The 21,262-nt window shown below is 66.9% G+C and carries 19 protein-coding genes; 6 read left to right on the top strand and 13 right to left on the bottom strand.

Annotated features, from left to right (window positions below; translation table 11 throughout):
- Nucleotides 1–402, bottom strand: a 402-nt coding sequence (locus ITJ68_RS18810) for a GAF domain-containing protein (protein WP_194663667.1), incomplete at its 3' end; no start/stop codon positions are given.
- Between the two features lie 772 nt (nt 403–1,174).
- A complete protein-coding gene (locus ITJ68_RS18805) occupies nt 1,175–1,912 on the bottom strand; it encodes a hypothetical protein (protein ID WP_194663665.1) in 738 nt (245 codons plus the stop codon).
- A gap of 1,624 nt (nt 1,913–3,536) precedes the next feature.
- Between ITJ68_RS18805 and ITJ68_RS18800 the strand changes: the two genes are divergently transcribed.
- The 3 genes from ITJ68_RS18800 to ITJ68_RS18790 all read left to right on the top strand — a co-directional run bounded on the left by ITJ68_RS18800 (nt 3,537) and on the right by ITJ68_RS18790 (nt 6,224).
- On the top strand, nt 3,537–4,607 hold the full coding sequence (locus ITJ68_RS18800; RefSeq protein ID WP_194663663.1) for a BLUF domain-containing protein: 1,071 nt from the start codon (nt 3,537–3,539) through the stop codon (nt 4,605–4,607).
- A gap of 139 nt (nt 4,608–4,746) precedes the next feature.
- On the top strand, nt 4,747–6,033 hold the full coding sequence (locus ITJ68_RS18795; RefSeq protein WP_228506130.1) for an ATP-binding protein: 1,287 nt from the start codon (nt 4,747–4,749) through the stop codon (nt 6,031–6,033).
- Nucleotides 6,030–6,224 (top strand): hypothetical protein, encoded by a 195-nt coding sequence (locus ITJ68_RS18790; protein WP_194663661.1) that lies wholly within the window; start codon nt 6,030–6,032, stop codon nt 6,222–6,224. The genes ITJ68_RS18795 and ITJ68_RS18790 overlap by 4 nt, the downstream gene beginning before the upstream one ends.
- Before the next feature lie 939 nt (nt 6,225–7,163).
- Here the strand turns inward: ITJ68_RS18790 and ITJ68_RS18785 are convergent.
- Nucleotides 7,164–8,369 (bottom strand): ATP-binding protein, encoded by a 1,206-nt coding sequence (locus ITJ68_RS18785; RefSeq protein ID WP_194663659.1) that lies wholly within the window; start codon nt 8,367–8,369, stop codon nt 7,164–7,166.
- Between the two features lie 308 nt (nt 8,370–8,677).
- On the opposite strand from ITJ68_RS18785, the gene ITJ68_RS18780 reads away from it, so the two are divergent.
- Nucleotides 8,678–8,989 carry a hypothetical protein gene (locus tag ITJ68_RS18780; RefSeq protein WP_194663657.1) on the top strand — a complete coding sequence of 104 codons (312 nt, stop codon included), beginning with the start codon at nt 8,678–8,680 and terminating at the stop codon, nt 8,987–8,989.
- A 118-nt stretch (nt 8,990–9,107) separates the two neighbouring features.
- Entirely contained in the window at nt 9,108–9,689 is a 582-nt protein-coding gene (locus ITJ68_RS18775; protein WP_194663654.1) for a helix-turn-helix domain-containing protein, read from the top strand.
- Between the two features lie 360 nt (nt 9,690–10,049).
- Here the strand turns inward: ITJ68_RS18775 and mobF are convergent, their stop codons facing one another.
- Nucleotides 10,050–14,546, bottom strand: a complete 4,497-nt coding sequence (mobF, locus tag ITJ68_RS18770) for a MobF family relaxase (protein ID WP_194663651.1) — start codon at nt 14,544–14,546, stop codon at nt 10,050–10,052.
- 438 nt (nt 14,547–14,984) lie between these two features.
- Between mobF and ITJ68_RS18765 the strand changes: the two genes are divergently transcribed.
- The gene (locus ITJ68_RS18765) at nt 14,985–15,425 is read left to right on the top strand and encodes a hypothetical protein (RefSeq protein ID WP_194663647.1); all 441 of its coding nucleotides are present in this window, start codon (nt 14,985–14,987) and stop codon (nt 15,423–15,425) included.
- Between the two features lie 99 nt (nt 15,426–15,524).
- Here ITJ68_RS18765 and ITJ68_RS18760 read toward each other — a convergent pair whose 3' ends face one another.
- The 9 genes from ITJ68_RS18760 to ITJ68_RS18720 form a co-directional block, all read right to left on the bottom strand.
- Nucleotides 15,525–15,824: a hypothetical protein gene (locus tag ITJ68_RS18760; RefSeq protein ID WP_194663646.1), complete on the bottom strand. Its 300-nt coding sequence runs from the start codon at nt 15,822–15,824 to the stop codon at nt 15,525–15,527.
- A 556-nt stretch (nt 15,825–16,380) separates the two neighbouring features.
- Nucleotides 16,381–17,151 (bottom strand): Fic/DOC family protein, encoded by a 771-nt coding sequence (locus tag ITJ68_RS18755; protein ID WP_194663645.1) that lies wholly within the window; start codon nt 17,149–17,151, stop codon nt 16,381–16,383.
- A 25-nt stretch (nt 17,152–17,176) separates the two neighbouring features.
- Complete coding sequence (locus ITJ68_RS18750) at nt 17,177–17,386, bottom strand: hypothetical protein (RefSeq protein WP_055949702.1); 210 nt, start codon at nt 17,384–17,386, stop codon at nt 17,177–17,179.
- Nucleotides 17,387–17,468: 82 nt separating this feature from the next.
- Nucleotides 17,469–17,918, bottom strand: a complete 450-nt coding sequence (locus tag ITJ68_RS18745; RefSeq protein WP_055949699.1) for a hypothetical protein — start codon at nt 17,916–17,918, stop codon at nt 17,469–17,471.
- Nucleotides 17,918–18,178 carry a glutaredoxin domain-containing protein gene (locus ITJ68_RS18740; protein WP_055949697.1) on the bottom strand — a complete coding sequence of 87 codons (261 nt, stop codon included), beginning with the start codon at nt 18,176–18,178 and terminating at the stop codon, nt 17,918–17,920. The genes ITJ68_RS18745 and ITJ68_RS18740 overlap by 1 nt, the downstream gene beginning before the upstream one ends.
- Before the next feature lie 286 nt (nt 18,179–18,464).
- Nucleotides 18,465–18,737: a hypothetical protein gene (locus ITJ68_RS18735; protein WP_194663644.1), complete on the bottom strand. Its 273-nt coding sequence runs from the start codon at nt 18,735–18,737 to the stop codon at nt 18,465–18,467.
- Nucleotides 18,738–19,060: 323 nt separating this feature from the next.
- On the bottom strand, nt 19,061–19,546 hold the full coding sequence (locus ITJ68_RS18730; RefSeq protein WP_194663643.1) for a hypothetical protein: 486 nt from the start codon (nt 19,544–19,546) through the stop codon (nt 19,061–19,063).
- A gap of 51 nt (nt 19,547–19,597) precedes the next feature.
- Nucleotides 19,598–20,533: an ArdC-like ssDNA-binding domain-containing protein gene (locus tag ITJ68_RS18725; protein ID WP_194663641.1), complete on the bottom strand. Its 936-nt coding sequence runs from the start codon at nt 20,531–20,533 to the stop codon at nt 19,598–19,600.
- A gap of 79 nt (nt 20,534–20,612) precedes the next feature.
- Complete coding sequence (locus ITJ68_RS18720) at nt 20,613–20,819, bottom strand: hypothetical protein (RefSeq protein WP_071274492.1); 207 nt, start codon at nt 20,817–20,819, stop codon at nt 20,613–20,615.
- Nucleotides 20,820–21,262: the final 443 nt, after the last annotated feature.

Here is a 21,262-nt window from a genome sequence, read left to right as displayed (position 1 = left end):
GGTGCCGACGCGCATCGGGAACGCGAACACTGCGCCGAGCCCTGTTTCACGCAGCGCACGCGATGCCATCGGCCAGTTCGGCGATGTTGCGGTCTGCACGTTTGGCTCCAGAACCGGAACGCCGGTCAGCATCGCTTCCCAGCACGGGCCTTCACCGAGGTCCAGCTGGATCTCATCCAGTTCCGCTGCTGCCGCGTCGCTCGCACACACAGTCTCGGAACCGAAGGGATCACCGAGTGTGGAGATCGCGACACCGGTGACGGGAAGCGCCGAAAGGAACGGACCGCACAGATCGTCACCGATCCCCGCGCGTTGCAACGACGCGATCGCAGCGACGAAGCCACCGCCGGTCATGAATAAGACCACGGCTGGCGGCGCCGATCGTAGCTGTTCTGCGGACATTGAACGTTCATGGCAGACCTCCGGTTCGGAGAGCAGTGCAGAGGTCTGGGCAAGCCGCTCGGACGGGACGTTACACCGATTGACTATCCGCGTCGCGCTATGAGGACGGTCCGGGTCAGGGGGTTGTGGTCGAAGGGAGACGGCCCTATTGTTGCGCCCACGCTGCCCCAGCCCCTGGCCGCCGGAACATCCACACTGCGATGTCCGATGACGAGCGAGGGACGATCTTGCACGAGCAGTACTCGGCGCTTCCTCGCGAAGTCACCCCGAACCACCGGTCGGGCTGTGACCCGAACGCACGCCCGGCCGGTCCAAATTCCTACGTTCGTGCTCCGCAGTATTGCTTCCCGGCACGAAGGTAGGACGCTGAACCCTCGGCCGACTTCAGGTCCCCGTCACGTTCTGCCGCCAAACCAAGGGAACGGTGCAATGACGACCTGCTACCTCACTGTGCTGTGTCGCGAGGTTCGGCACTACGTCGCCATCCGGCACCCACAGGGGCCGGCAACGGTGAAACCACCGAACCACACCCCATCTACAGACTCCCAATGAAGCGCTCAAGCGTGTCCCAAGATTCGGCACACGGGTCCGAGTGCCATCGAGAAACACCCCCAGCAGACGGACCGGGCGACGGGATCCGGGAGGTCCCCTGGTTCGCATTGCCGTGATCCGCGCAGGCATTCCATGACGAGCTCGCTGGTCCAGCGACGGATCGGCTGTCGGACAGTCGCCTCCGCCGGTTCGGCATCGGCTGCCTCCTTTTAGGTCCCTGTCAGTTCGGGTCGGGCAGGTTTCGGGCCATGTGCGCGGCCCAGATGTCGTATGTGTTGCTGTAGCGCTTCTGGTCTGACTCTGGACGCCACAGTGCGCGGGTCAGTTCCTCGGGGAACGAGACGCAGACGGCCTGAGAGTGGTCTTCAGCCGCGATGTCGGTGCGCCGGTTCAACGCGCTCCCATGACGACCCGCGGCAACCCGTGCCGGCCGGGAAAGACTGCCTGCGTTATCGAGCGGCGGGATGTGAGCGAGCAGGATCCGCGCGTCGGCAGCCAGCATCGTGGTGAGTGTACTGAGGGTGTCCCGGATTCCTTCCTCCCAGATTGCTGGACGCACAACGCGCAGCGCGTCCGTGATCCCCACGACCACGACCACAATGTCAGCCCTGCGAATCGCGTCCTCACTCGCCGCGAGGACGGAGGGAGCGTCGGCGAGTCGCGCGTTCGGGAACGGCTCGATGCTCCACTCGACGCCTCGCCCGGACGCAGCGTGGTGGTGTCGGGCGAAGTACGCCGCCATCGACAGCTGATGCGTGCGGACTCCCAGGCTCATCTGACCGGCCTCGCCGAGGAACAACACCCGGTCCACGTCAGAGCCGGGGACCGTGCCATGTCGATTATCGTCGGGATAGATGTCTCCCATCGAATCCGCACGTCGGAAGAAAAATTCGGTGGTGCGGGCCAGGCGGGCTGGGGCCCGGATGACGTGGTCGAGGGTGCGGGCGATTGCGCTCATCGGGGTCCTGATAGTTCGGAACCCTCGAGGTGGGCGCGACCACGGTTCACGACTCCCGTCGGTCCGGGAATGAACGGACGGTGAGTGGTCGAGGCTGCCGCGACTGAGGGTGCGCTAGCGGGTGGGATGCGGCTACCAGGGTCTGGGGTAGCCGCACATCAACGTAGGCAACGACTGCGGCTATTGCAACAGCAACACGGCGTACGCAGTGACGTCTACCGCCCGAAGAAGGGCTTACGGCGGACAGTGCACCTCAAGCACCCCCACCCGGACACCGGCGATGCGATCCAAGTTCGAGTATCTCGAGCCGGCGTCGACGGCACCCTCGGTGGCTCATGAAGGTGTTGCTGACCGACCTAGACCGGACTTGGATCAGCGCGTCGGCTGGCTGCTTGCAGTCGACAGGACGCAGGTCGACGGCTTCACGCTCGAGACCGGTTCGAGGTCGACCTGATCCGGGCTCGTATCCGTGAGGGCATGGCGACCGCGAAGGCAGCCGGCAGCTCCGCGGCGGCAAGCCCAGGCTCAACAAGGCGCAAGAGAAGCACCTGGTCGAGCTGCCCCGTGCCGGCACCCACACCACCAGCGACCTCGCCGAGCTGCTTGGCACCGCGCACCCACGACCGTCTACCGGGCCGTTCACCGCGCCGATCTCAACTGAGAACCGCCTCGGTTCTCAATTAGCCATCCGTCGCTGATTCGCTTCTAGCGCCGAAGACACGGCGTGCTCTAGCCTCGCGATGAGGCCGGTTCGAGCAAGCTCCTGACCTCGTCAGGGCGGTCCGACAGGGCTTGCCTAGAGCGGCCGGGGTCAAAGCTCAGACCCCGTCCGCTCCCTCGTCTAGGTTCGGACCACGCATCCCTGACCGGTTCTCGCGAAGCAACGCTGACGAGTCTCGAGACGGGAACACGTTGGCTTCGGACAGCATCTCGAACAGATCGGGCATACGACTTTCCGCCGACGCCGGTGCTTGATCGCCCCGGCGGAACCGGCGACGGAGTCCCGCCATCGTCTCGATCGTTGCCGGCGCAACTGACGGCTCTCGCTCGTACCGTGATGTGTTGATGCCGACCTCCTACAGCTGGCCCCGATACTGCCCTGAACCGTGCGACCCGGTCGCCACGGAGCGCAGAACGGTGCTTGGGTATTACCTGCCACGTGGTGTCTGATTCGCCTGTTGGCGACTGCATGGTCGGCGCGGAACTTCGGAAGCCCTCGTATCGCGTGCAAACCGCGCATCGCGGGGGGCTGCATCGTAAGGAGAGGTGCGACGCGATGCGTCACACCTCTCCGAGCGGAATCTCCCACCGATCAGGAAGGGGGCCGCTCTGACCGGTAACCAACCGGCTGCTCGAAGTGTCGCCGGTTGATCCAGATCGTGCAACACGTTTCGCCTCGCAGCGCTCGATATCTACCGTGGTACCTCGGCATAGAACGTCAGCGTTTCGAAGGCTGCGAGGCGACGGACTCAGGGAACCTGACCCGCGCCCGCGTGAACAGCAGTCTGACCGCCCTATGTACCACAGGGCCGCACTCGTCCGCCCTTCGAGCTCGAGGATGGGAACACCCGAAGGTGGGGTTGTGGCGTGTGTGAACATGCGTCTTGACTCTGTTGAAGCCAGGGTGGACTACGAACAGGGAGAAGGCAGTATGCGATCGCTCGTCTACACCAGCACGCAGACACGTCCGATCACGGACTCAGAACTGGCCCAGATCCTCGCCGTCGGTCGCGAGAAGAACACCCGACTGGGCGTCACCGGACTGCTCGCCCACAAAGAAGACAACTGCATCGGCGTTCTCGAAGGCGACGACGACATCGTCCGCAGCCGGTTCGAACAGGTCCGCGCCGACCCACGGCACACAAACGTGCGCCTCCTGCTCGACGAACCCATCCAGCGGCGGTCGTTCCCGGACTGGTCGATGGCGTTTCAGTCCCTCGACCCCCTCATGCGCGATGTCCCTGGTTTCAGCGACTTGTTCGACGTCGCTCGTCCCTCCGACCCCTCGTTCGGTGCGTCTCGAGCACGAGGACTGCTGGATTGGTTCCGGAAGCACCCGCTGGCACCACTGACAAACCAGCAAGTCATCGATGAGGAAGCCCCGAAGACGCGGGTCATCAACGGTGCGATCGCCGCGATTCACGACGATGGAGTCTCACGCTTCTCGATCGAGGCTGTCGTGGATCGCAGCGGAATGAGCGTCGACCAAATCAGTGAGCTCTTCCCGTCCACACACGCACTGCTCGCGGCGACCGTGATGCGCTGGACGCGGGCTGTGTCGGCACCACTGCTGCCCCTAGCGGCGGAGAAAGGAACCGTCGCCTATCTTCATGCCCTGCTGGCGGCGCACCGGGAGGAACCCGCGCTGATGCGGCTGATCGCCTCAACGCTTGGCGTGTCGACCGATCCGTCCGCGGACGGATCGGACTACTACCGGTCGGCCTACCTGCAGTTCCGGGAAGTGGTCCGCGCTGCACTCACCGAGGACGTACGAACGGGGAGGGAGCCGTCCACGATGGACCCGATGCGGGCTGCCCAGCAGCTTCTCGCCCTCTACGACGGACTCCGACTGCAATCACTCCTGACCAGCGACACCGACGTCGTCGACGCGTTCGACCGGGCAGCGACACGGATGCGGCGCGGCTGGTCGGAACAGTACGAACAACCCACCTACTGGGACATCCCAGTCGCTTAGCACGCCGCAACGAATACGGAATCTGCTTCAGCTTCGAAGTGAAGGAGCTGGGCTGACGGGCGATCTGCGTCATAGACCCGTCGATAGACATCGATTGCCACCGATTAGGTTTCGGTAATCGTGGACTATCGGTCGGTACATGCGGCCAGATCAGAACCCCTACAGTCCTGGATCAGGACGGCGCCCGCCCGAGCTGGTTGGCCGGACCGGTGAGCTCGAGGCGTTCGACACCTTGCGTGCCCGGGTAGCGAACGGTCGTGGTGATCGTGGTGTGGTGCTGACTGGACTCCGTGGAGTCGGGAAAACAGTGCTGCTAAACGAGATGCACCGGATGGCGGAATCGTTCGAGTGGTTGACGGTCCGGATCGAAGCGCACCGAGATGAGACAGGGGTACTGGCGGTGAGGCGCGCTCTGGCCCGGGGGCTGGTCGTATCCGCCCGGAAGGTCGCGCGCACCAGGCTGTCATCGAGGATGAGGGAGGCCTTGGGCACAATTTCGTCGTTCAACGCGAAGGTCGGTGCGACCGGTATTGAACTCGGGGTTGAACTCAACCAGGGGCGTGCGGACTCGGGGGATCCTGAAGTGGACCTGCTCGAGCTCGTGGAGGACGTCTCGCTCGCGCTGGGGGAGCGCCGGCGGGCGTTCGGAGTGTCCATCGACGAGATGCAAGACCTCGATTCCGAGACGATGGGCGCATTGATCGCGGCGCAGCACCTCGCAAACCAGCAGGACTGGCCGTTCTACATCATCGCCGCCGGGCTCCCCAACCTTCCCCGAGTACTCACGGAGACACGGTCGTACGCCGAGCGCCTGTTCAATTATCGGGAAATCGGGAAGTTCAGCCACGCGGAAGCAGCGCGCGCCCTCCGGAAGCCAGCCGAGCGGCTGGGCGCCAAGTTCGCTCCCAAAGCGCTCGACGTGCTGCTGGATGCCGCCGACGGCTACCCCTACTTCATCAGGAGTACGGGCAGGCAGCATGGAACCTTTCAGCTGAGGCGTTCATCGAATCCTGCGACGCGGTCGCAACGGTGCAACACGGCACTGAGCAGCTGGATGGCGAATTCTTCCGGTCGCGGTGGCAGCGTGCGACTCGCTCTGAGCGGCGCATGCTGCGTGCGATGGCCGCCGACGGCGAGGGCCCATCATCCACTGCGGCTGTGGCGCAGCGCATGGAGATCCAACCCAGCAGCATCGGCCCATACCGAGCCGCCCTCATCAGCAAGGGCCTCGTATACGCACCAGAACACGGACAACTCGCGTTCACAGTGCCGGGGATGGCCGGCTACGTCGAGCGGCACCACGAAGACGTCGACGACGCTTCCAGTATCTCCACCAGCTCCGACCGCTGAACGACGGGGCGCGACTCCGGTCCATTTTCGGGTTGGCGGCTATCGGGTGGTGGCCCCTGCTAGCGTGCGGCGATGAGCTCAAAGGATCGCATCGACTCGTTGAATGAAGCGCAGCGGAGCCTCCTGCAGGCTCGCGAGATGACGAAGCGGGTTGAAGACTCCGAGTTGCGTGAAGCCCTACTGCCGTCCATCACGGCGCAAGCGACGTTCATCTCGTGGGCATCAAACCCTGAGAGCATGCTCGCCAGAAAGGGCCTCCTCGAGTAGGACTGAGGTCATGCCGTAATAACTGGGCGCTACGCTCTGTCGCATGGGCGGATCACCGCGGACGATGCCTTGATTGGTGACTGCGGTCCGGGATAAGTACTAGCGGCCGAACGTTTCCGTCGCGCACGACCTCGCTGGCGCGCACTCCGCTAGCTGGCACGGCCTGCCGATCAATCAGTGCGCGGAAGAAGCGGTGGGCATCAAGACTGTAGTGCTGGCGTGCAACATGGCCAACGCCGCCCGGTAGCCGATCCTTGAGCGGTCAAGCTAAGGGACTGAGATAAGTTCCGCAAGCCACGTGTGGTGAGCGTGGCGATACCGCTGACAACAGCTGGCCGACCAGTGCCGCCTGTCAGCTCGATCAAGTGCCCCTCCCAGTTCGACTGACCCGATCAAGCTTTTGGTTCGTCGTTCTTCTGGAAGAGAGGTTCCCGGGGCGGCCTCGGGCGACGCGGCGGCTGGGTCCGGTCAAGGTAGCGGGTACCTGCTCTGATGACGATGATCGTCGCCCAAATATTCGGGACGGCTAAGACGAGCGCGACGATGACCCAGAACGGGCTCGGGCCAGTTGAGTACATGTCATGATCCTATGGAAAGACGTGTCCAATAGCCGGTCGGTCAACGGCACAGAGAGCGGCGTGTCAACCACGAAAACTTGGCCATATGCCGCCTGACCTGGGGAATCCCGCAAGGCTGTCCCGCAAACTTGCCCGGTGAAGGGGCGCTAAGCGCTACATGCTCGAGCGGCCCTCGCGGGCCGCCCTGGTCGGACAGAGGGGACGGACTGGGGCATCCCTCCGAAGCCGCGGCTCTCAAAGTGACATAAGGTACATTATCGGCCTCCGTCCCACGCAGGGCTGGAGCGGTGCTCGCGTTTCACAGGTGGGTCTATCGGCACTTCCCGCGAGGATAGGAAAGACTCCGGTCGAGTCGGTCAGCTCATGAGGGGAGTTCCGGAGCTGGGTACGCGTCCCAGCCGCCGGTGCCGCCGCCATCCCGGGCTTCGGCGGCGAGCTGGCGGCGGATGTAGGCACCGAGGTACGGCAAGGAAAACTGGACGTACCCGTGTCCGGCGGCGTGGACGTATCCGCTGTCAATGAGGCGCTTCTTGTACACCTGGACGTATGCGTCTGAGACATCCATGCGCTTGACGATGTCCGCAACCTTGGTGCGGTCATCGTCCTCGGCCATCGCGTTGAGGAACTTCTGGTCGACGTCGGAGAGGTCACCGTAGACGCGGCTGATGACTCGGCTCTCCACCGCCTTGATCGCCTTGTCGTGCGCGATGGTGGCGTCGGCGAGGGTGATGGTGGGCGCGTTGGGGTTGTTGCGCCATGCGTAGTCGCCGGCCAGCTGCACCAGGTACGGGTACCCCTGGGAGAGGGAGACGAGCCTGGTGAGTGCGTCTTCGTCGATACGGCGGCCACCGATGGCGGCGGTTTCGATGAACACGCGACGGGTCTCCCCCGCCGACAGGCGCTCGAACTCGACTTCGCGAGAGCGCCGGAGGAAGGTGGTGTGCTCCTCCGCGAGGAGGGCGTCCAAGCTGACCTTGACCCCGGCGAAGACGACCATGATCTGCGCGCCGTCTTCGAGCGCATGGGAGATCTGCAGGGCGAATCGGCTGAGCTCACGGAGGCGGACCTTGCCGGAGGAGACCTCGTCGATGGTGATGAGGATGCCCCCGCTCGCGCCGAGCGCGGAGGACAGAGCCACGAGGTCCGAGCGGAGTTGCGGTTTGACGGTGCGGTGTCGGTTGACGTACTCGATCTCGGCGTTGAACTCCCAGATCCCGAACGACGTCAGTCGCGCTCGGCTTTCGCGGGTCATGGCGTTGATGAGCGCAGGGATGGTGGAGTCCATCACTCGTCCCATCAGTCCCGCGCTGGCGTCGTCGCTGATGACCAGCCATCCGGCGTCACGGGCGTCGTCTTGCAGGGTGGTGATGAAGGAGGTCTTGCCGGCGCCGCGGAGCCCGGAAACCAACACGGAATGATTTTCGCCGAAGTCGAGCGTGTCGAACACGGCTCGGAGCTCGGTGAACTCAGCCCCGTGCCCGCCAAAGATGGCAGGCTTCTTGCCATAGCCCGGAGTGAACGGGCTCGGGGCAGTGTCAGCCATCTTGACCTCCAGATCGTTATTCACTTTATTCTATTCGGAGGCCGACGCACCAGACTGCCCTCTAGTTCGAGGAAGACTCCCTCGACGAGCTCCGCGGTGTCGCAGACCTCGAGCTCCCGCCGCCAAATCCCAGGAGGCTTCTCCGAGAGGAGGGGCGTCAGTCGGAGCTATGCAGCCTTCGACTAAGCTGTCACATACTCGATATTATCGTCTTGGTCAGCTTGAGGGTCGTTGTCCACATGATGCAACCTGCGAGAGCACGGATCAGCGTCCTTCCTACAGTGAGTCAGCAGGGATCGATCGCGTCCCGTTAGCCCGGACGGAGGATCACCATGAAGAACCTCGCCTACGGATCGTGGACGGTCCTTGTCTCAGATGACGTTGCCGACGCCGTGCTGCACTACTCCGCAGTGCTCGGCCAAGTGCGCTCGAGCGACGTCGTCGATGTTCCGACCATCGATGACAACGGCTGCGCTGCGACGGCGGGCGTCGTCCTCGGCACAGGGATCCCCGTGATGGCGACGCAAGCCTCGGACGACGTACTCGAAGAGACGTACCCAGTGTTCATCGACGAGCTCACGGCACGGATCGCTTCCACCCTCGCGATCGGCTCTCGACTCCGCGGGGCTTCTGGAACCATCTGATCCGACCTATAGTCAGGCCGGAAGTGCGCTCGGCCAGGCGGTGGCCGTAGCGCCGCCGACGTTTGCCCGAGTCGCCCTGAGCACGACCAATGGAGCCTTCGCTCCCGGAAGGTCCTCGATGGATCTCACAGCACGGTCCAACGATGAGCTCCTGACAGCTGTCCGGCAGCGTATCGACGCTGACGCGACCGGTATCATCGACGCAGCAGCACTTGCGGAAGCGGCACACGTGAGCGAGAGCGAACTCCGAAGCGCCCTCCGCGCGCAGACCGGGTTCTCGCCGCGCCAGTTCGTTCTGCATCATCGCCTAGACGCCGTTCACCAGGCGCTTCGCCTTCACGACGGCGACACCATCAACACGGCGCAGGCGTGGGGTTTTGTTCACCTACAGCGTTTCACCGATGCCTACGTCTCGCAGCATGGGGAGACCCCGGCGGAGACGATCGCCAGCGGAACGTTGGATCAGACCAGAGACCTGCATCACCCAGAACCTCGCCGCGAGATGCGTAGGACCACCTCCTGCCCGTCCTGCGGGCATTCGGTCACACTGCTACCAGCAGGCGTCTGGGGTTCGGATCGAGCCGCGTCCGTGGTCGCCTGCGTGGCCTGCGGATACACCGGCTCGGCGCAGGAGAGCGCCTTGGCGACCGGTGGCTTGGAGCACACGGAGGGTTTGCCTGTGCCAGAGGGTGACCATTGACGGACGACGAATAACGAACGCCTCCGTCAGGCTCCCGAGAGGGAGCTGGTGAGGGTCTTTGCGTCGCGCGCGGCAGCCGCTCGGTGTCGGGCGCTCGATGGTGTCGCGTATCTGCTCCGCGGTCATGGTGTCGTAGTCCTCGTCCACGATCTCGCGGATGGTCGGCGAGAGGACCGGCGAGTGCTCCTACTTGCCCCACGCCGCTCGCCATTCGAGGACGTGCTTGGGATGGCTGTCATCATGACGGAGAACGACCGACTTGCACGGGGTCAGGCGGATCCGACAGAGTTCCGCATCCAACGAACCACCTGACGGCAGCGGAGTGGGCATCAGCCCAACGCTGTCCTCACGTTCTGCCGACTACCGCTCGACGCCGTCGTTGCCGCGGGACAGGTCCGGCGCCGGTGACGGCTCCGGCGTGAGAGAGCTGTCGGTGCCGGTGGACGTCGACACCTCGTCCGGGTCGATACCGGCCTGGCGGAGCATCTTGCGGTCGCGGAGCTCGAACTCGTCGTACTGCGCATCGCCGGCGTTCCCGGTCGCGGCGATCGCGTCGGCGTCGGTCTGCCCCTCGCCGGTGATCGACGCCGTCTCGGCCGCCGTCTCGTCGCGGCCGTCGGACGTGATTGCGGCGGCGTCGGTTTCGGTCTGGCTCTCGACGGCCGCGGCCGTCGCGGCGCCGAGCACGGCACCCTCGGCAAGCGCGGCTGCGTCGCCGTCGCGCTGCTCGGGGTTCGGGTACCGGGACGCCAGACGGTCGTTCCGCTCCTGCTCGCGCGCCACCTCTCGCTGCCCATCCCGTTCGGCCTGCTCGCGCTGCCGCTCAGCCTTGCGCTGCGCCCCGCCGGCGGCGAAGTCGCGCTCGCGTTCGGCCTTCCGCTGGGTCTCCTGCAGCTGTCGGCGACGTTCGTCCGCGGCGCGCTGTGCCTGTCGGGCAATCTCCGAGGTGATGGTCTGCCCTGCCCGGCCTGCCTGGCGGCCAACGTGCTCGAGTGTCTCGTCGAGGGGATCGCTCATGATGGTCCCTTCCGGTGCGGTGGGGGACGACGCCGCAGCCACGGGAGTGGTCTCGGTGTCGGCCGTGGTCGCGGGTGCGGCCTCGGTGGTGGTCACGGTGACGACGTCGGTGGCCGTGGCCACCGCCGCAGACGTCGCCTGCTGCACGGCCTGGGCGGCCGAGACGAGGGCGGTCCGTGCCGCGGCCGACTGCTCGGCTGCGTGGGCGGCGTAGTGCTCGCGGGTGGACTCGGTCACCTCGGGTGCGGTCGATAGGGAGGCCGCCTTGTGGAGCGCGGTCACGCGTTCCTGCAGTCGGCCCGCGACGAGGTTCCCGCGGAGCTTGTCCGGGATCGCCTGCGGCTCGGAGGGGTCGATGCGGTACTTCGTGCGGAGGACGTCGACCTCGGCCGCGGTGCGGTGCCAGTTGAACATCCGCCACGGCTCGGACGGGAGCCGTCCGAGGTCCTGCGTCCATGTCGGCTGCTCGAGGGCGAGGTCTGCGCCCCGCTCTCGGAGGCGGACGCCGATGTAGTGGTGCCGTTCCGCGAGGTGGTCGCGCCACTCGGCGGGGAGGAGTTCGTCCTGGTGTCGGCTGCCGTCTGCGATCCACGCCGGGACGCCGTCGACGGGCTCCCGGTCGACGAGGAGGACGGTCGGTTGGCCGATCCCCTCGAGGGCCTGTTCGATGCGCCAGTGCAGCACCGCGGGGACGTCGTCAGCGGTGCCGAGCTCACGCTGCTTGTAGGCGTCCTGCAGCGTGGCGATGGGGTCGTGGCCGTAGTCCTCCGCGTGCCGGAGCGAGGCCGCGAGGGCACCCCACGATTCCTGCCCCTCGAGCGACGTTGCAATGTCTGCGCCGAGGGCGCGTTCCACGATCGCGCCAGCGCGGAGCTCGTCCGCGCAGGTGGCGACGTCGGCGTGCTGGTCGATGAGCGTGACGAGGTCCTCGACGCGGTCCTGCTCGAGGCGGATCGTCTCGTGGGCGGACAGCATTCGCTCCGAGCGGGCTGCGATCTGCTCGAGGGCGTCGGGGACGGTCGCGGCGTCGTCGAGGGCGATGTAGAGGCGGTTGCTCTCCTTGCCGCGGGACAGGGCCGTGTAGGTGTCCTCGCGGCTCATGGTGGCGTCGCCGAGGACGTGGGTGTTGTCGGTGGTGAGGCCTTGGGAGCGGCTGATGGTGCGGGCGTAGCCGACCTCGACGTGCTGCGCGACGTACCCGGCGGGGAGCTGGATTACGGCGCCGTGCTCGGCGTGGGCTACGTCGAGGGCGCCGTCGTCGCGGATCCCGGTGACGGTCCACAGGTCGCCGTTTTTGACCCGGTCGCGGCCGCCCTGGATGCGGAGGTCCGAGTCGTTGTGGCGGGTGACGATGGTGTCGCCGACGTGCGCGGCGAGTCCGTCGCGCAAGGGCACCGACCGGGAGGTGTCGAGGTCGCCGGTGGAGATTCGGTACGCCTGTGCGCGGGCGTTGAGGTCCGCGACGGCCGTTGCGGTCGGGGCGAGCATCAGGGATCGCACGCCGTCGTTGGTGTCGTGTTGCCAGCCCTCGAACACGGCGGCGGTCATCCGCTCGCTGTCGCCGCCGACGACGCGGCCGTTGTCCTGGTACCAGGAGAACGGGTCGCCGGGGCGCATGGGGTCGCGGAGCCTGAGGGACGCTTCGGCTTCGTCGGCGTCGCGGAACCGGTGCACGTGCTCGAGCTGCACGGAGCCGACCTCGCGGTCGATGAGGCGCAGTACGCCGCCGGCCTCGACGGCGGAGAGTTGGCGGTCGTCGCCGATGCCGCGGACCACGGCGCCGTATTCGGAGGCGATCGCGCGGACGTCGTCGAGGCGGAACGTGCCGGCCATGCCGGCTTCGTCGACCACGATCACGTCGCCCGGCTTGAGGGCGTACTTCGCCGGCACATCAGACCCAGCGACTTCGTTCTGCTGGTGGGCGACGATGAAGGCGTGGATGGTGGTCGCGTCGATCCCGACGGCTTCGGACAGGACTGACGCTGCCGGGGCGGACGGGGCGAGGCCGATCATTCGAACGCCGCCCGCGGTGAGTGCGGCGCCCGCGAGCTTGAGGGCGGTGGTCTTGCCGGCGCCGGCGGGCCCGATACCCATGACGAGCTCCCGGTCGGACGTTGCGAACGCTTTCGCGAGGTCCCGCTGCCCCTGATCGAGCGGGCCGGCGTAGGCGGCCGCGACGCGCTCGAACACGTCGACCGCCACGGGCGCCATCGTCCGTGCTCGGGCCGCACCGAGGAGACGGTCCTCGGCCGCGAGGATCGCACCGGAGGTGTAGACGGTCTTGCCCTTGTGCTCGAAGACCGACTCACCGTTCGAGCGCGTCAGCGGCTTAAACGCACCGTGCGGGGACGGCGGGGTGAGCGAGATCGAGGAGTGCAGGGCAGTCTTCGCGACCTGCTGCACGAGGGGCTCGGCGACGTCCTGGTCCGGGATGATGGCGGCGAGCTGCCGGCGGGCTTCGGCCTCGATGACGCCGGCCCCCCACACTGAGTACCGCTCCTCGACGGCGGTGAGGACGAGGGCGGCGCGCTCGGCGACGTCGACCGTCGGCGTGCCGAACCCGTCGCGGGCCCGGACCTCAGCGATGCGGCGGGCGTTCGGCAGCACCTGGTCGGCGCGGTCCTGTCCGACGCGAGCGACGGCTTCGTCGTGGGTGGCTTGCGGTGAGCGTCCGTGCTCCTTCTGCGGGCGGGTCTCCAACGTCGCCTGCTGAGCGATCTTGATCTGCGCCTTGGCGTCGGGGGCGCGGCCGTGGTCCCGCTGGTACTCCGCGGTGAGGCGTTCAACCTCGACGCGGATCGACGCCGACCGCGAGGAGAACGTGTCGATCAGGTCGGTGTCGACGCCGGCGATCTCCATCACGGAGCGCTTGCCGGCAGACACCGTGCGCGCGTCGGTGGTGACGTCGAGTGCCTTCGTGACCTCGGACATGATGGCGGCGTTGTAGAACTCCGAGATGGGCACGTTCATGCGGTGCAGCAGCTTGGAGTCGATGGTGCGCCACTTGCCGTCGGAGCCCTGAACCTTATTCGCGACCACGAGGTGGTCGTGCAGCTGCGGGTCACCGTTCCGGGACTCGAAGTGCCGAAACGCGGTTACCGCGACGCCACCCTCGACCTCGATCTGCTCGACACCGTTCGTGCCAGCACGGGTCGCAAGCGCCTCCCGCTCGAGGTAGGAGATGGTGCTCGCGACGGCGCGGTCCTGCGCCTCCTCGATCGCCGTGCGGGTGTCGTCGTCGCCGAGCGCCCAGAGCACGGACACGCTCTTTGCAGGTGAGCACACCAGGTCGAACCCGGCCACGGCCTGCTGGTCCGGACGGGTCGCTGCGGTGATGTAACGGCCGAGCTCTTCCTTGTCAGCGGGCTCGCGGCCCTTCGCGTCACGGAACGCCTGGGCACCCTCGCGGGACCGAATCAGGCGTCGCTCCTCGGTGTTGGGCTTGTGGCCCTGCACCCGCTGGAACGCCTGGTAGCCGGCCTGGATGCGCCCCTGCAACGTGTTCTCGTCGGCCTTATACACGTAGTAGGACCGACCCAGTTTCGCGGCCTCCTGCGCCTGCTTGCCGGTCATCCCGGACGCGAGAGCATCGGCGATGATGCGGTCCGCGTCAGGGTGCAGCCCTTCACCGAAGAGGGCCTTCATCTGGTCCTCAGTGACCGTTCCGGAGACGCCGAGGAGGGCCGCACCGCCGCCCATCCACCGGCCGGGAGGGTTGCCGTCGGCGGTGTAGTAATCGCCGAGCTCACGGTCGTGGTCGCGGCGGGCATCGCCGGTGGCGACCTCCGACGTGTAGTACGTGTACCCGTCGCCGGCGGAGAGCACGTGCATGGTCATCATGCGCCGTCACCGCCCGTCATGGGAGTGATCGAGACGCGTCGGACCCAGCCGTGGTGCGGGCTGGATGCGGTGCGCATAGGGCGAGTCTAGCCTCATTCATTTTTAATGCCTGAGGTGTGACGCGTTAATGACCGGAGGTCGTAGCGAGGAACGAGCGCAGACAGGAGGGAGGGATGCGGGGCCGGGAGGATCGGAGTCGGTGGAGCGGAGCGGAATCGGCGGAGAGACGAGCGCGGTAGACAGGTGGAGACCGGGAGCAGCGGCCAGCGACGAGGAACGAGGAGCGTCGGGCCGACTGCATCCGGGTCGAGAACTGTCACCGGCCGCGCCGGAGGCGCGAGCTACACTGGGCGACAACAGGAGCGCCGCTGGGCACCGCCGCTAGGCAGGTGCCGCCCGATTCAGGCGGGTGGTGGCCGTGAGGGATTGGGGAACGACATGGCGAACGTTCGAACGTCGGGGAAGCAAGCCGCCGCGCGCAAGGTTGCACGTGAGCGAGCAGTCGAGCGGGCGGCGGACTTCCGCCGTCGGCAGGAGCAGCTCGAAGAGCTCGCCGTCGAATACTTCGTCGCAGCCGATGCCGTCGACGGGATCAACGAGGACGCGGACGCGCGCATCCAGAAGATCCGCGACGAGCAGGCCGCCGCGATCGCTGAGGCGGAAGCCGAAGCGCAGGCGATCATCGGACGCATGCTCGATACCAAGGTCACCCGCGACGAGGTGGCGGAACGACTCGGCATCCCCTTGCGCGACGTGAAGCGGTCCAAGGCGAAGGCTGAGACCGACGCAACGAACGGCGGCGACGAGGCCGTGACGGCGGCCGAGCACGACGACGAGAGCGGCGAGCAGGGCGACGCGCAGGAGTCGTACGCGGCGTAGGAGAACCGCCTCCGCGGCGAACGCGGTACCGTCCCTTACACGTGACACGGCCCCCGACCACGTGAGTGTGGTCGGGGGCCGTGGTGTGTGCTGTGACCGTTAGGCGAGGTTGACGTGCATCGACCAGATGCACACGGCAATGAAGCCGCCCCAGAACGTCAGACCGGACCAGCCGAAGACGATGCCGACGACGGCGCGACCCGGGAGGTCCGTGCCGCGGCAGAGGCCGAGGATGCCGAAGACGAGCGCGAGGATCGGGATCGGCAGGAGGGCTCCGAGGAGGACTGACTGGATGCCGAGGAACACGCTCCACCGCGACAGCTTCGTGCCCCGGCGAGGACCGGTCGGCGTCGGTGCCGGCGGCACGGGCGACCACTGGGGCGGTGCGTAGTTGGTCATGGTCCGGTCCCCTCGTTGGTTGTGCGCGACGGTAGCGCCGGCGTCCGACATGGTCGCTGTCACCAGAGCGTCGGAGTGTTCGCCGCGATCCCTGTCCGACACGTGCGAACGGCATCGGCGTCCCACCCGTGATCGCGGAACGCTTCGCGGAGCTCACGGGAGAGACGCACACGCTCCGAGCGAGGGAAGCTGATCGTGCGGAGCGCGGTCGCACCGTTGCGGTGTCGGCCGCGCTGTGTCCGCTCGAGCATGTTCCCGCGGTGTGTGCCGGGCGCCAGGTGCGATCGCGCCGGCTCGACGTCGACGTGCACGCACAGCGGCACGTCGCACGCGTGGAGGAGCAGCGTCGACGGACGCAGGGCGGTACCGGTGAGGTGCTCGTAGAGCCACCGCTGCGGGCGCATAGCGCGTTGTCCGCCGTCCGGCTGCGGCACCCAAAACCGGCCGTACCCGTCGTCGCCGACGGCGCCCGTCCAGATCCAGCAATCCGTCGTGGCCGGTCCCTTCACCACGTGCGACCAGAACCGTTCTTCGGCGCTGACCGGTACGGGTCCGCTCATCGTTCAAGGTCGCCGCGGTCGCGGGACTGTTCTGGCAGCGACGGCCACGGGTCCATGCGTGCCGACCGCGTTCCGCTGGACGGGGCGTCGGGGTCGATCCCAGCGCCGCGCATCATCTCGCGGTCTTCACGCTCGAACTCACCGAGCTCTCGCTCGTCGTGATGGCCGTCGCGATTCGCCTCGACCAGGTGGGTACGGAGGTAGTCCGCAAGAGGACGGTCGTTGCCGGCGACCGCGTAGAGCCGTGCGGTGCGCAGCTCGTCGACGTCGACGCGTTCCCAGTCGATCGGGTGCCCTGCACGCTCGGCGATCGCGGACACGTAGGTGCTTTGGGATCTGGTGTTGCCGTCGCGGTAGGGGTGGATGGCCGACAGCTCTCCCCATCGGTCTGCGAGCCGATCGGCGAACGTGTCAGCGTCGAGGCCGGTGAGGTAGTCCTCCCGCTCGAGCTTGCCGAACAATGTCGCCAGGTTCGCGTCGATGTACTCGGGGCGGCAGTACGGGATGCCCGTGCCAGTTGCCTGCACGTCGACGTCGCGGATGCGTCCAGCGATGCCGGGCACCAGGTCACCGAACATGCGTTCGTGGATGCTCTGGAGGTACCCGTAGCCGGGGCGGTCGGGCACCGGCTCGGCGCGGACCTCGGCCATCGTGATCGACGCGACGTCGTTCATCGCCTCGTCAAGCTGTCGCTGATCGCGAATCCCCGCAGCGTTCACCAGGACCCCACCACTACCCGGGTAGGTGTACTTGTCGTCGACGCTCATCCGCTCCCCCGCAGGACGTCGGCGCTCAGCGCTGGCGGAGAGGAAACCCGTGCTTCGCAGCGACCTCCGCGCGCGCATCCTCCGGCGACAGCGTCCCCTCGAGGATGCGACGGGCCCGGCCGAGCGCTTCCGCGTCGGGGAAGTGGCCGGCGAGCTGCTGGCCCTTCTCGACCAGCGCCATCTCCTGCTCGACGTCGATCGTTCGGGCGGTGTCGTGCTCGGTCTTGATGCTCATGGGGACTCCCCTGCTCGGACTCGATTCTACCAACCGCGTCGCTCGCGGAAGGGGTGGATCTCGTGGTGACGGCGAGGACCGCTCAGGCGCGAGTGCCGGCGTACTGGGGGAACATGCGGTCGATCGTCGCTTCGTGACGGTCAGCGCGTTCGTCGTCGCCGCGGATCCGCGAGAGCTCCGCGAAGGACTGCCCGTCCGGGCTGGGCGCTGCGGGACGGCGGCACATCTCGGCGTAGTACCGGTCCGCGTCGCGTTCCGCCTGAGCGAGGAGCTGCTCGAGGCGGTGCACCTGGGCGATGAGCTGCGGCTGAGCGGCGGAGAACCCGACCATGTAGCCGGCCTCCCACACGTGCCGGCCCTCGGCATCGAGTTCCCACTCGCGGACGTCCTCGGATGGGTCATGGGTGGCCCGGTCGATCGCGATGAGGGCGTGGCCCGGGTCGGTCAGGAAGAGCTCGTCGACGGCAGCGCGAGTCTCGGGCTGGATCGCGTCGCGGTAGGCGGTGGTCGGTCGTTCGAGCGTCATCGTCATCACGCGGCCTTGACCGTCGAGGTGGCGGTCTTGAGCTGGTCGATCTTGTCGGGGCGGAAGCCGCTCCAGGAACCGGTCTCGGTGTCGGTGATGACGATGGGTGCGTTCATGCCGAGGGTGGTCTTCCACTCCTCGATCTGCGCCTGGTCGACGTCTTCGAGGTGAACCTCGTTGAACTCGACGCCGGCGGAGACGAGAGCGCGCTCGGTGGCCATGCACATGCCGCAGAAACCAGACTTGCTGTAAACCGTGATGCTCATCGAAATCACCTTCCGAAAGATTGTGATGCAGTGGAGGCCCCTCCCCCGCTGCATGCTTCTATTCTACGTCGAAATAGCCGGGTTGACCAGCATTTTTCCTGCATTCTTCGACCCTTTTTTAGCCGGGCGGCACACCTCTTTGCAGGCCGTCGGTCTGCATTCTCTGGTACCAACGCAGAGTGTTCAGGAAGGCGACTTCGGGGAGTGAACGACAGCGGGAGGGCTGGAAATCCCCTGGTGCATTAGCGCTGTTCTGTCATTCACGGAACCGAATAGGAGTGCCTGGCTACGCCTCTCCCGTCGCCGCTGTCCCTGCCTGCCGCGGAGCGGCCTCTCCGGTCGCGACGGCAACCGCCGCGGTCACGCGATCGCTGAGTGCGCGGGCATCGGCGAGGCTGCGCTGTCGTGCTTCGATCCACTCGACGTCGGGGCCTTCGTCCTCGTCCCACTCGTAGGCGTCGTCGAGGCTTTGCGACGTTGCCGGTACGACGCGTTGCACGAGTCGGACAATGTGCTCCCAGTCCTCGCGGTTCAACGTAACCTGCACTGTGTCATTCATGGTGTTTCCTCTCCCTCTCGTTTTTTTGCCGTGAAGGCGACTTGTCGCCGCTAGGATGAGCGCCCGGAATGCAACCGGTCGTGGAATATATGGAGAGGACCCGCTTGCGGGGAGGGGCCGTTTATGCCGCGAAAGCCGGTTGCATTCCGGGTGATCGTCCGTATGCTGCCGAAGGCTTCACGGCAAAAGAACGGGCCGTAAGGCCCTTACAGACCGGCGCTCCGTCGCCGGTTCTACCAGCACCGCAGGTGCGCCGGGGGTGTGGGGGCGGGCCGCCTCCACGGGCGGCCGGAGGTCGGCCACGCCCCCGCCCCGCCGGCCCGTCACCCTGCCGCGGTGTTGAGGTCCCAGAGGCGGTGCAGCTCGGCGGCGATCGCGTCGAACCGGTCGGCTTCTCGCACGTGCTCGCGGTGCTTCCGGCTGCCCTGGACCCAGTGCTCTGCGCCAGCGCGTGCGACCTCGGCGCGGAGTTCGGTCCACGTGATCGTCTGGGCGAGGGTGAACGGCGGCTGCGTTCCGGTGTCGCGGAGCCCGCTCCGCGGTGCGACGGGGGCCGGGCTGGGGTCGTAGAGCTCGTCGCGCCAGGCGTAGCCGACGGCGTCGGCGGGGCCGTCGCCGCCGCGGTCGAACGCGGCGCGGTGCTCGTTGTCGGGGTGGTGGGGGCGGCGGGTGCAGAACCACTCTTCGCCCATCTCGGCGGTTTCGGCGCCGCATGTGGCGCCGGTCGGGTCGACGTCCGCGGCCGGGGCGGCGGGGTCGGTCGTGCGGGGGTCGAGGTGGTCGGGGCGGCGGTAGGTGACGGCGTCCATCGGTGGTGCTCCTTCCGGGGCGCGGGGGCCGCTGGGCGGCCCCCGCGGTGACTACTGCTCGGTGGGGTCCGCGTCGTCGCCGTCTTCGGCGTCGACGTCGGCGGGTGCGAGGATCGCGGCCACCTGGTGCGCTGCCGTGAGGACGCGGGCGGCGGTGGAACGGATCAGGTCGGCGTCTGCGTCGGACCATCCGGCGACGTAGCCGATCGAGTAGGCGGCGGTGTCGAATCCGACCAGTCCGGCGACGACGTAGGCGACGCTCTCGGCCTCGGTTTCCATGAGGCCGCGGTGCTCGGCGTACTCGGTCAGGTCGTCGGTGTGGCCGAGGAGGATGTGCGCGAGCTCGTGAATGAGCGTCTTCGCGGAGTGCTCCGGGGTCAGGTGCGACCCGATCACGACGCGGCGGGCGGTGGGGTCGGTGAAGCCGTTGCGGCCTTCTCCCGGCTCGGTGTGTTCGACGCTCCACCCGTCCGCGACCAGGTGAGCGGTCAGGGTGCCGATGACGCCGTGATCGTCGGTGCCGGTCAGCGGCGCGGTGAGGGTGGACGGGTCGTCGGCGTCCGGGTCGATCGGGTCGGTCTGGGCGATGTCGAACACGGGGAGGATCGGGAACCGGGGGTAACGCTTCTCGACGTCGTCGCCGTTCTCGTCCTGCTCGGTCACCTTCTTGGTGCTGTAGCCGAAGATGCGCAAGCTCTTTTCTCCCTTGCGGACCTGGCGACCGAGGGCCTGCCACTTCCGGAACCCGGCGACGCGCTCGGCGTCGGGCCGCTGGCTGAGGATCAACAACACGTTGTTGAGGCTGTACGTGTGGAACGCGCCCGCGAACTGCAGGAACGCGGTCCATCGGTCCGAGTCGCGCAGCTGCTCGACCTGCGTCGCGATCGACTCGTGCAGCGCGGCGGCCTGCTCCTTCCGCTGCTCCGGCGTGACGGTCGGGCGGCGGGTCTTGGTGGTGCGGGTCTTGGTGGCGGTGGTGCTGCTCATGGTCTGTACCTCCGGGGTCTCGATCGGTGAGAATGGAGGCGGGAGGGGGCAATTACGAGTTGTCCCCTCCCGCCTTGGTTCACTCCGCGGGCGGCGTGAAGGTGATCGTGTCGACGAACGTGGCGACTTCGACCCCTTCGAGAACGAACGTGCTCGCGAGGGTCCAACCCAGCGACGCGGCGGTCTTGAGTTCCGCGGCCCGCTCTCGCAGTGCCGCCGTCCTCGCCTCGGCTGCGTCGTCGGCCTTGCTGACAACTCGGGTCAGCGTCTCGATCTGGTAGCGCATGTGCTCTTCCTCTCCCTCTCGTTTTTTTGCCGTGAAGGCGACTTGTCGCCGCTAGGACGGGAGGGCGGAGTGCAACCCGAAGGGCGGTGGGGGAGAGAATTTCGGCGCGAAATAAGGGAGCGAAGCGACCGCGTGCCGAAAATCTCGGAGGAGCCGGCGGCTTGCCGCTTGCGCGGAACCCGGACGTCCGTACGCTGCCGAAGGCTTCACGGCAAAGAAACGGGCCGGAGGCCCAAACTGTGCCGGCGAAGCCGGTTCCACTCGGAGCGAAGCGACTCCCGGCCGGGGCCGGAAGCCCTGGGATGGAGCGCCACGCTCGACCAATCGTCTGGAGACGTAGTGGATTTCGACACGTTGCTGGTCTGGCGTTGGTTCGGTGGCTATCGGGGCACGTTCACCGACACCCGGATCGCAGGCCGGCGTAATCGTGTTGTCTCAGCCCC

Origin of the sequence: Curtobacterium sp. VKM Ac-1395, from assembly GCF_015350975.1 — a bacterium.
Lineage (GTDB): Bacteria > Actinomycetota > Actinomycetes > Actinomycetales > Microbacteriaceae > Curtobacterium.
The sequence above is the reverse complement of the archived record's forward strand: the minus strand, read 5'-3'. Positions and strand labels throughout refer to the sequence as shown.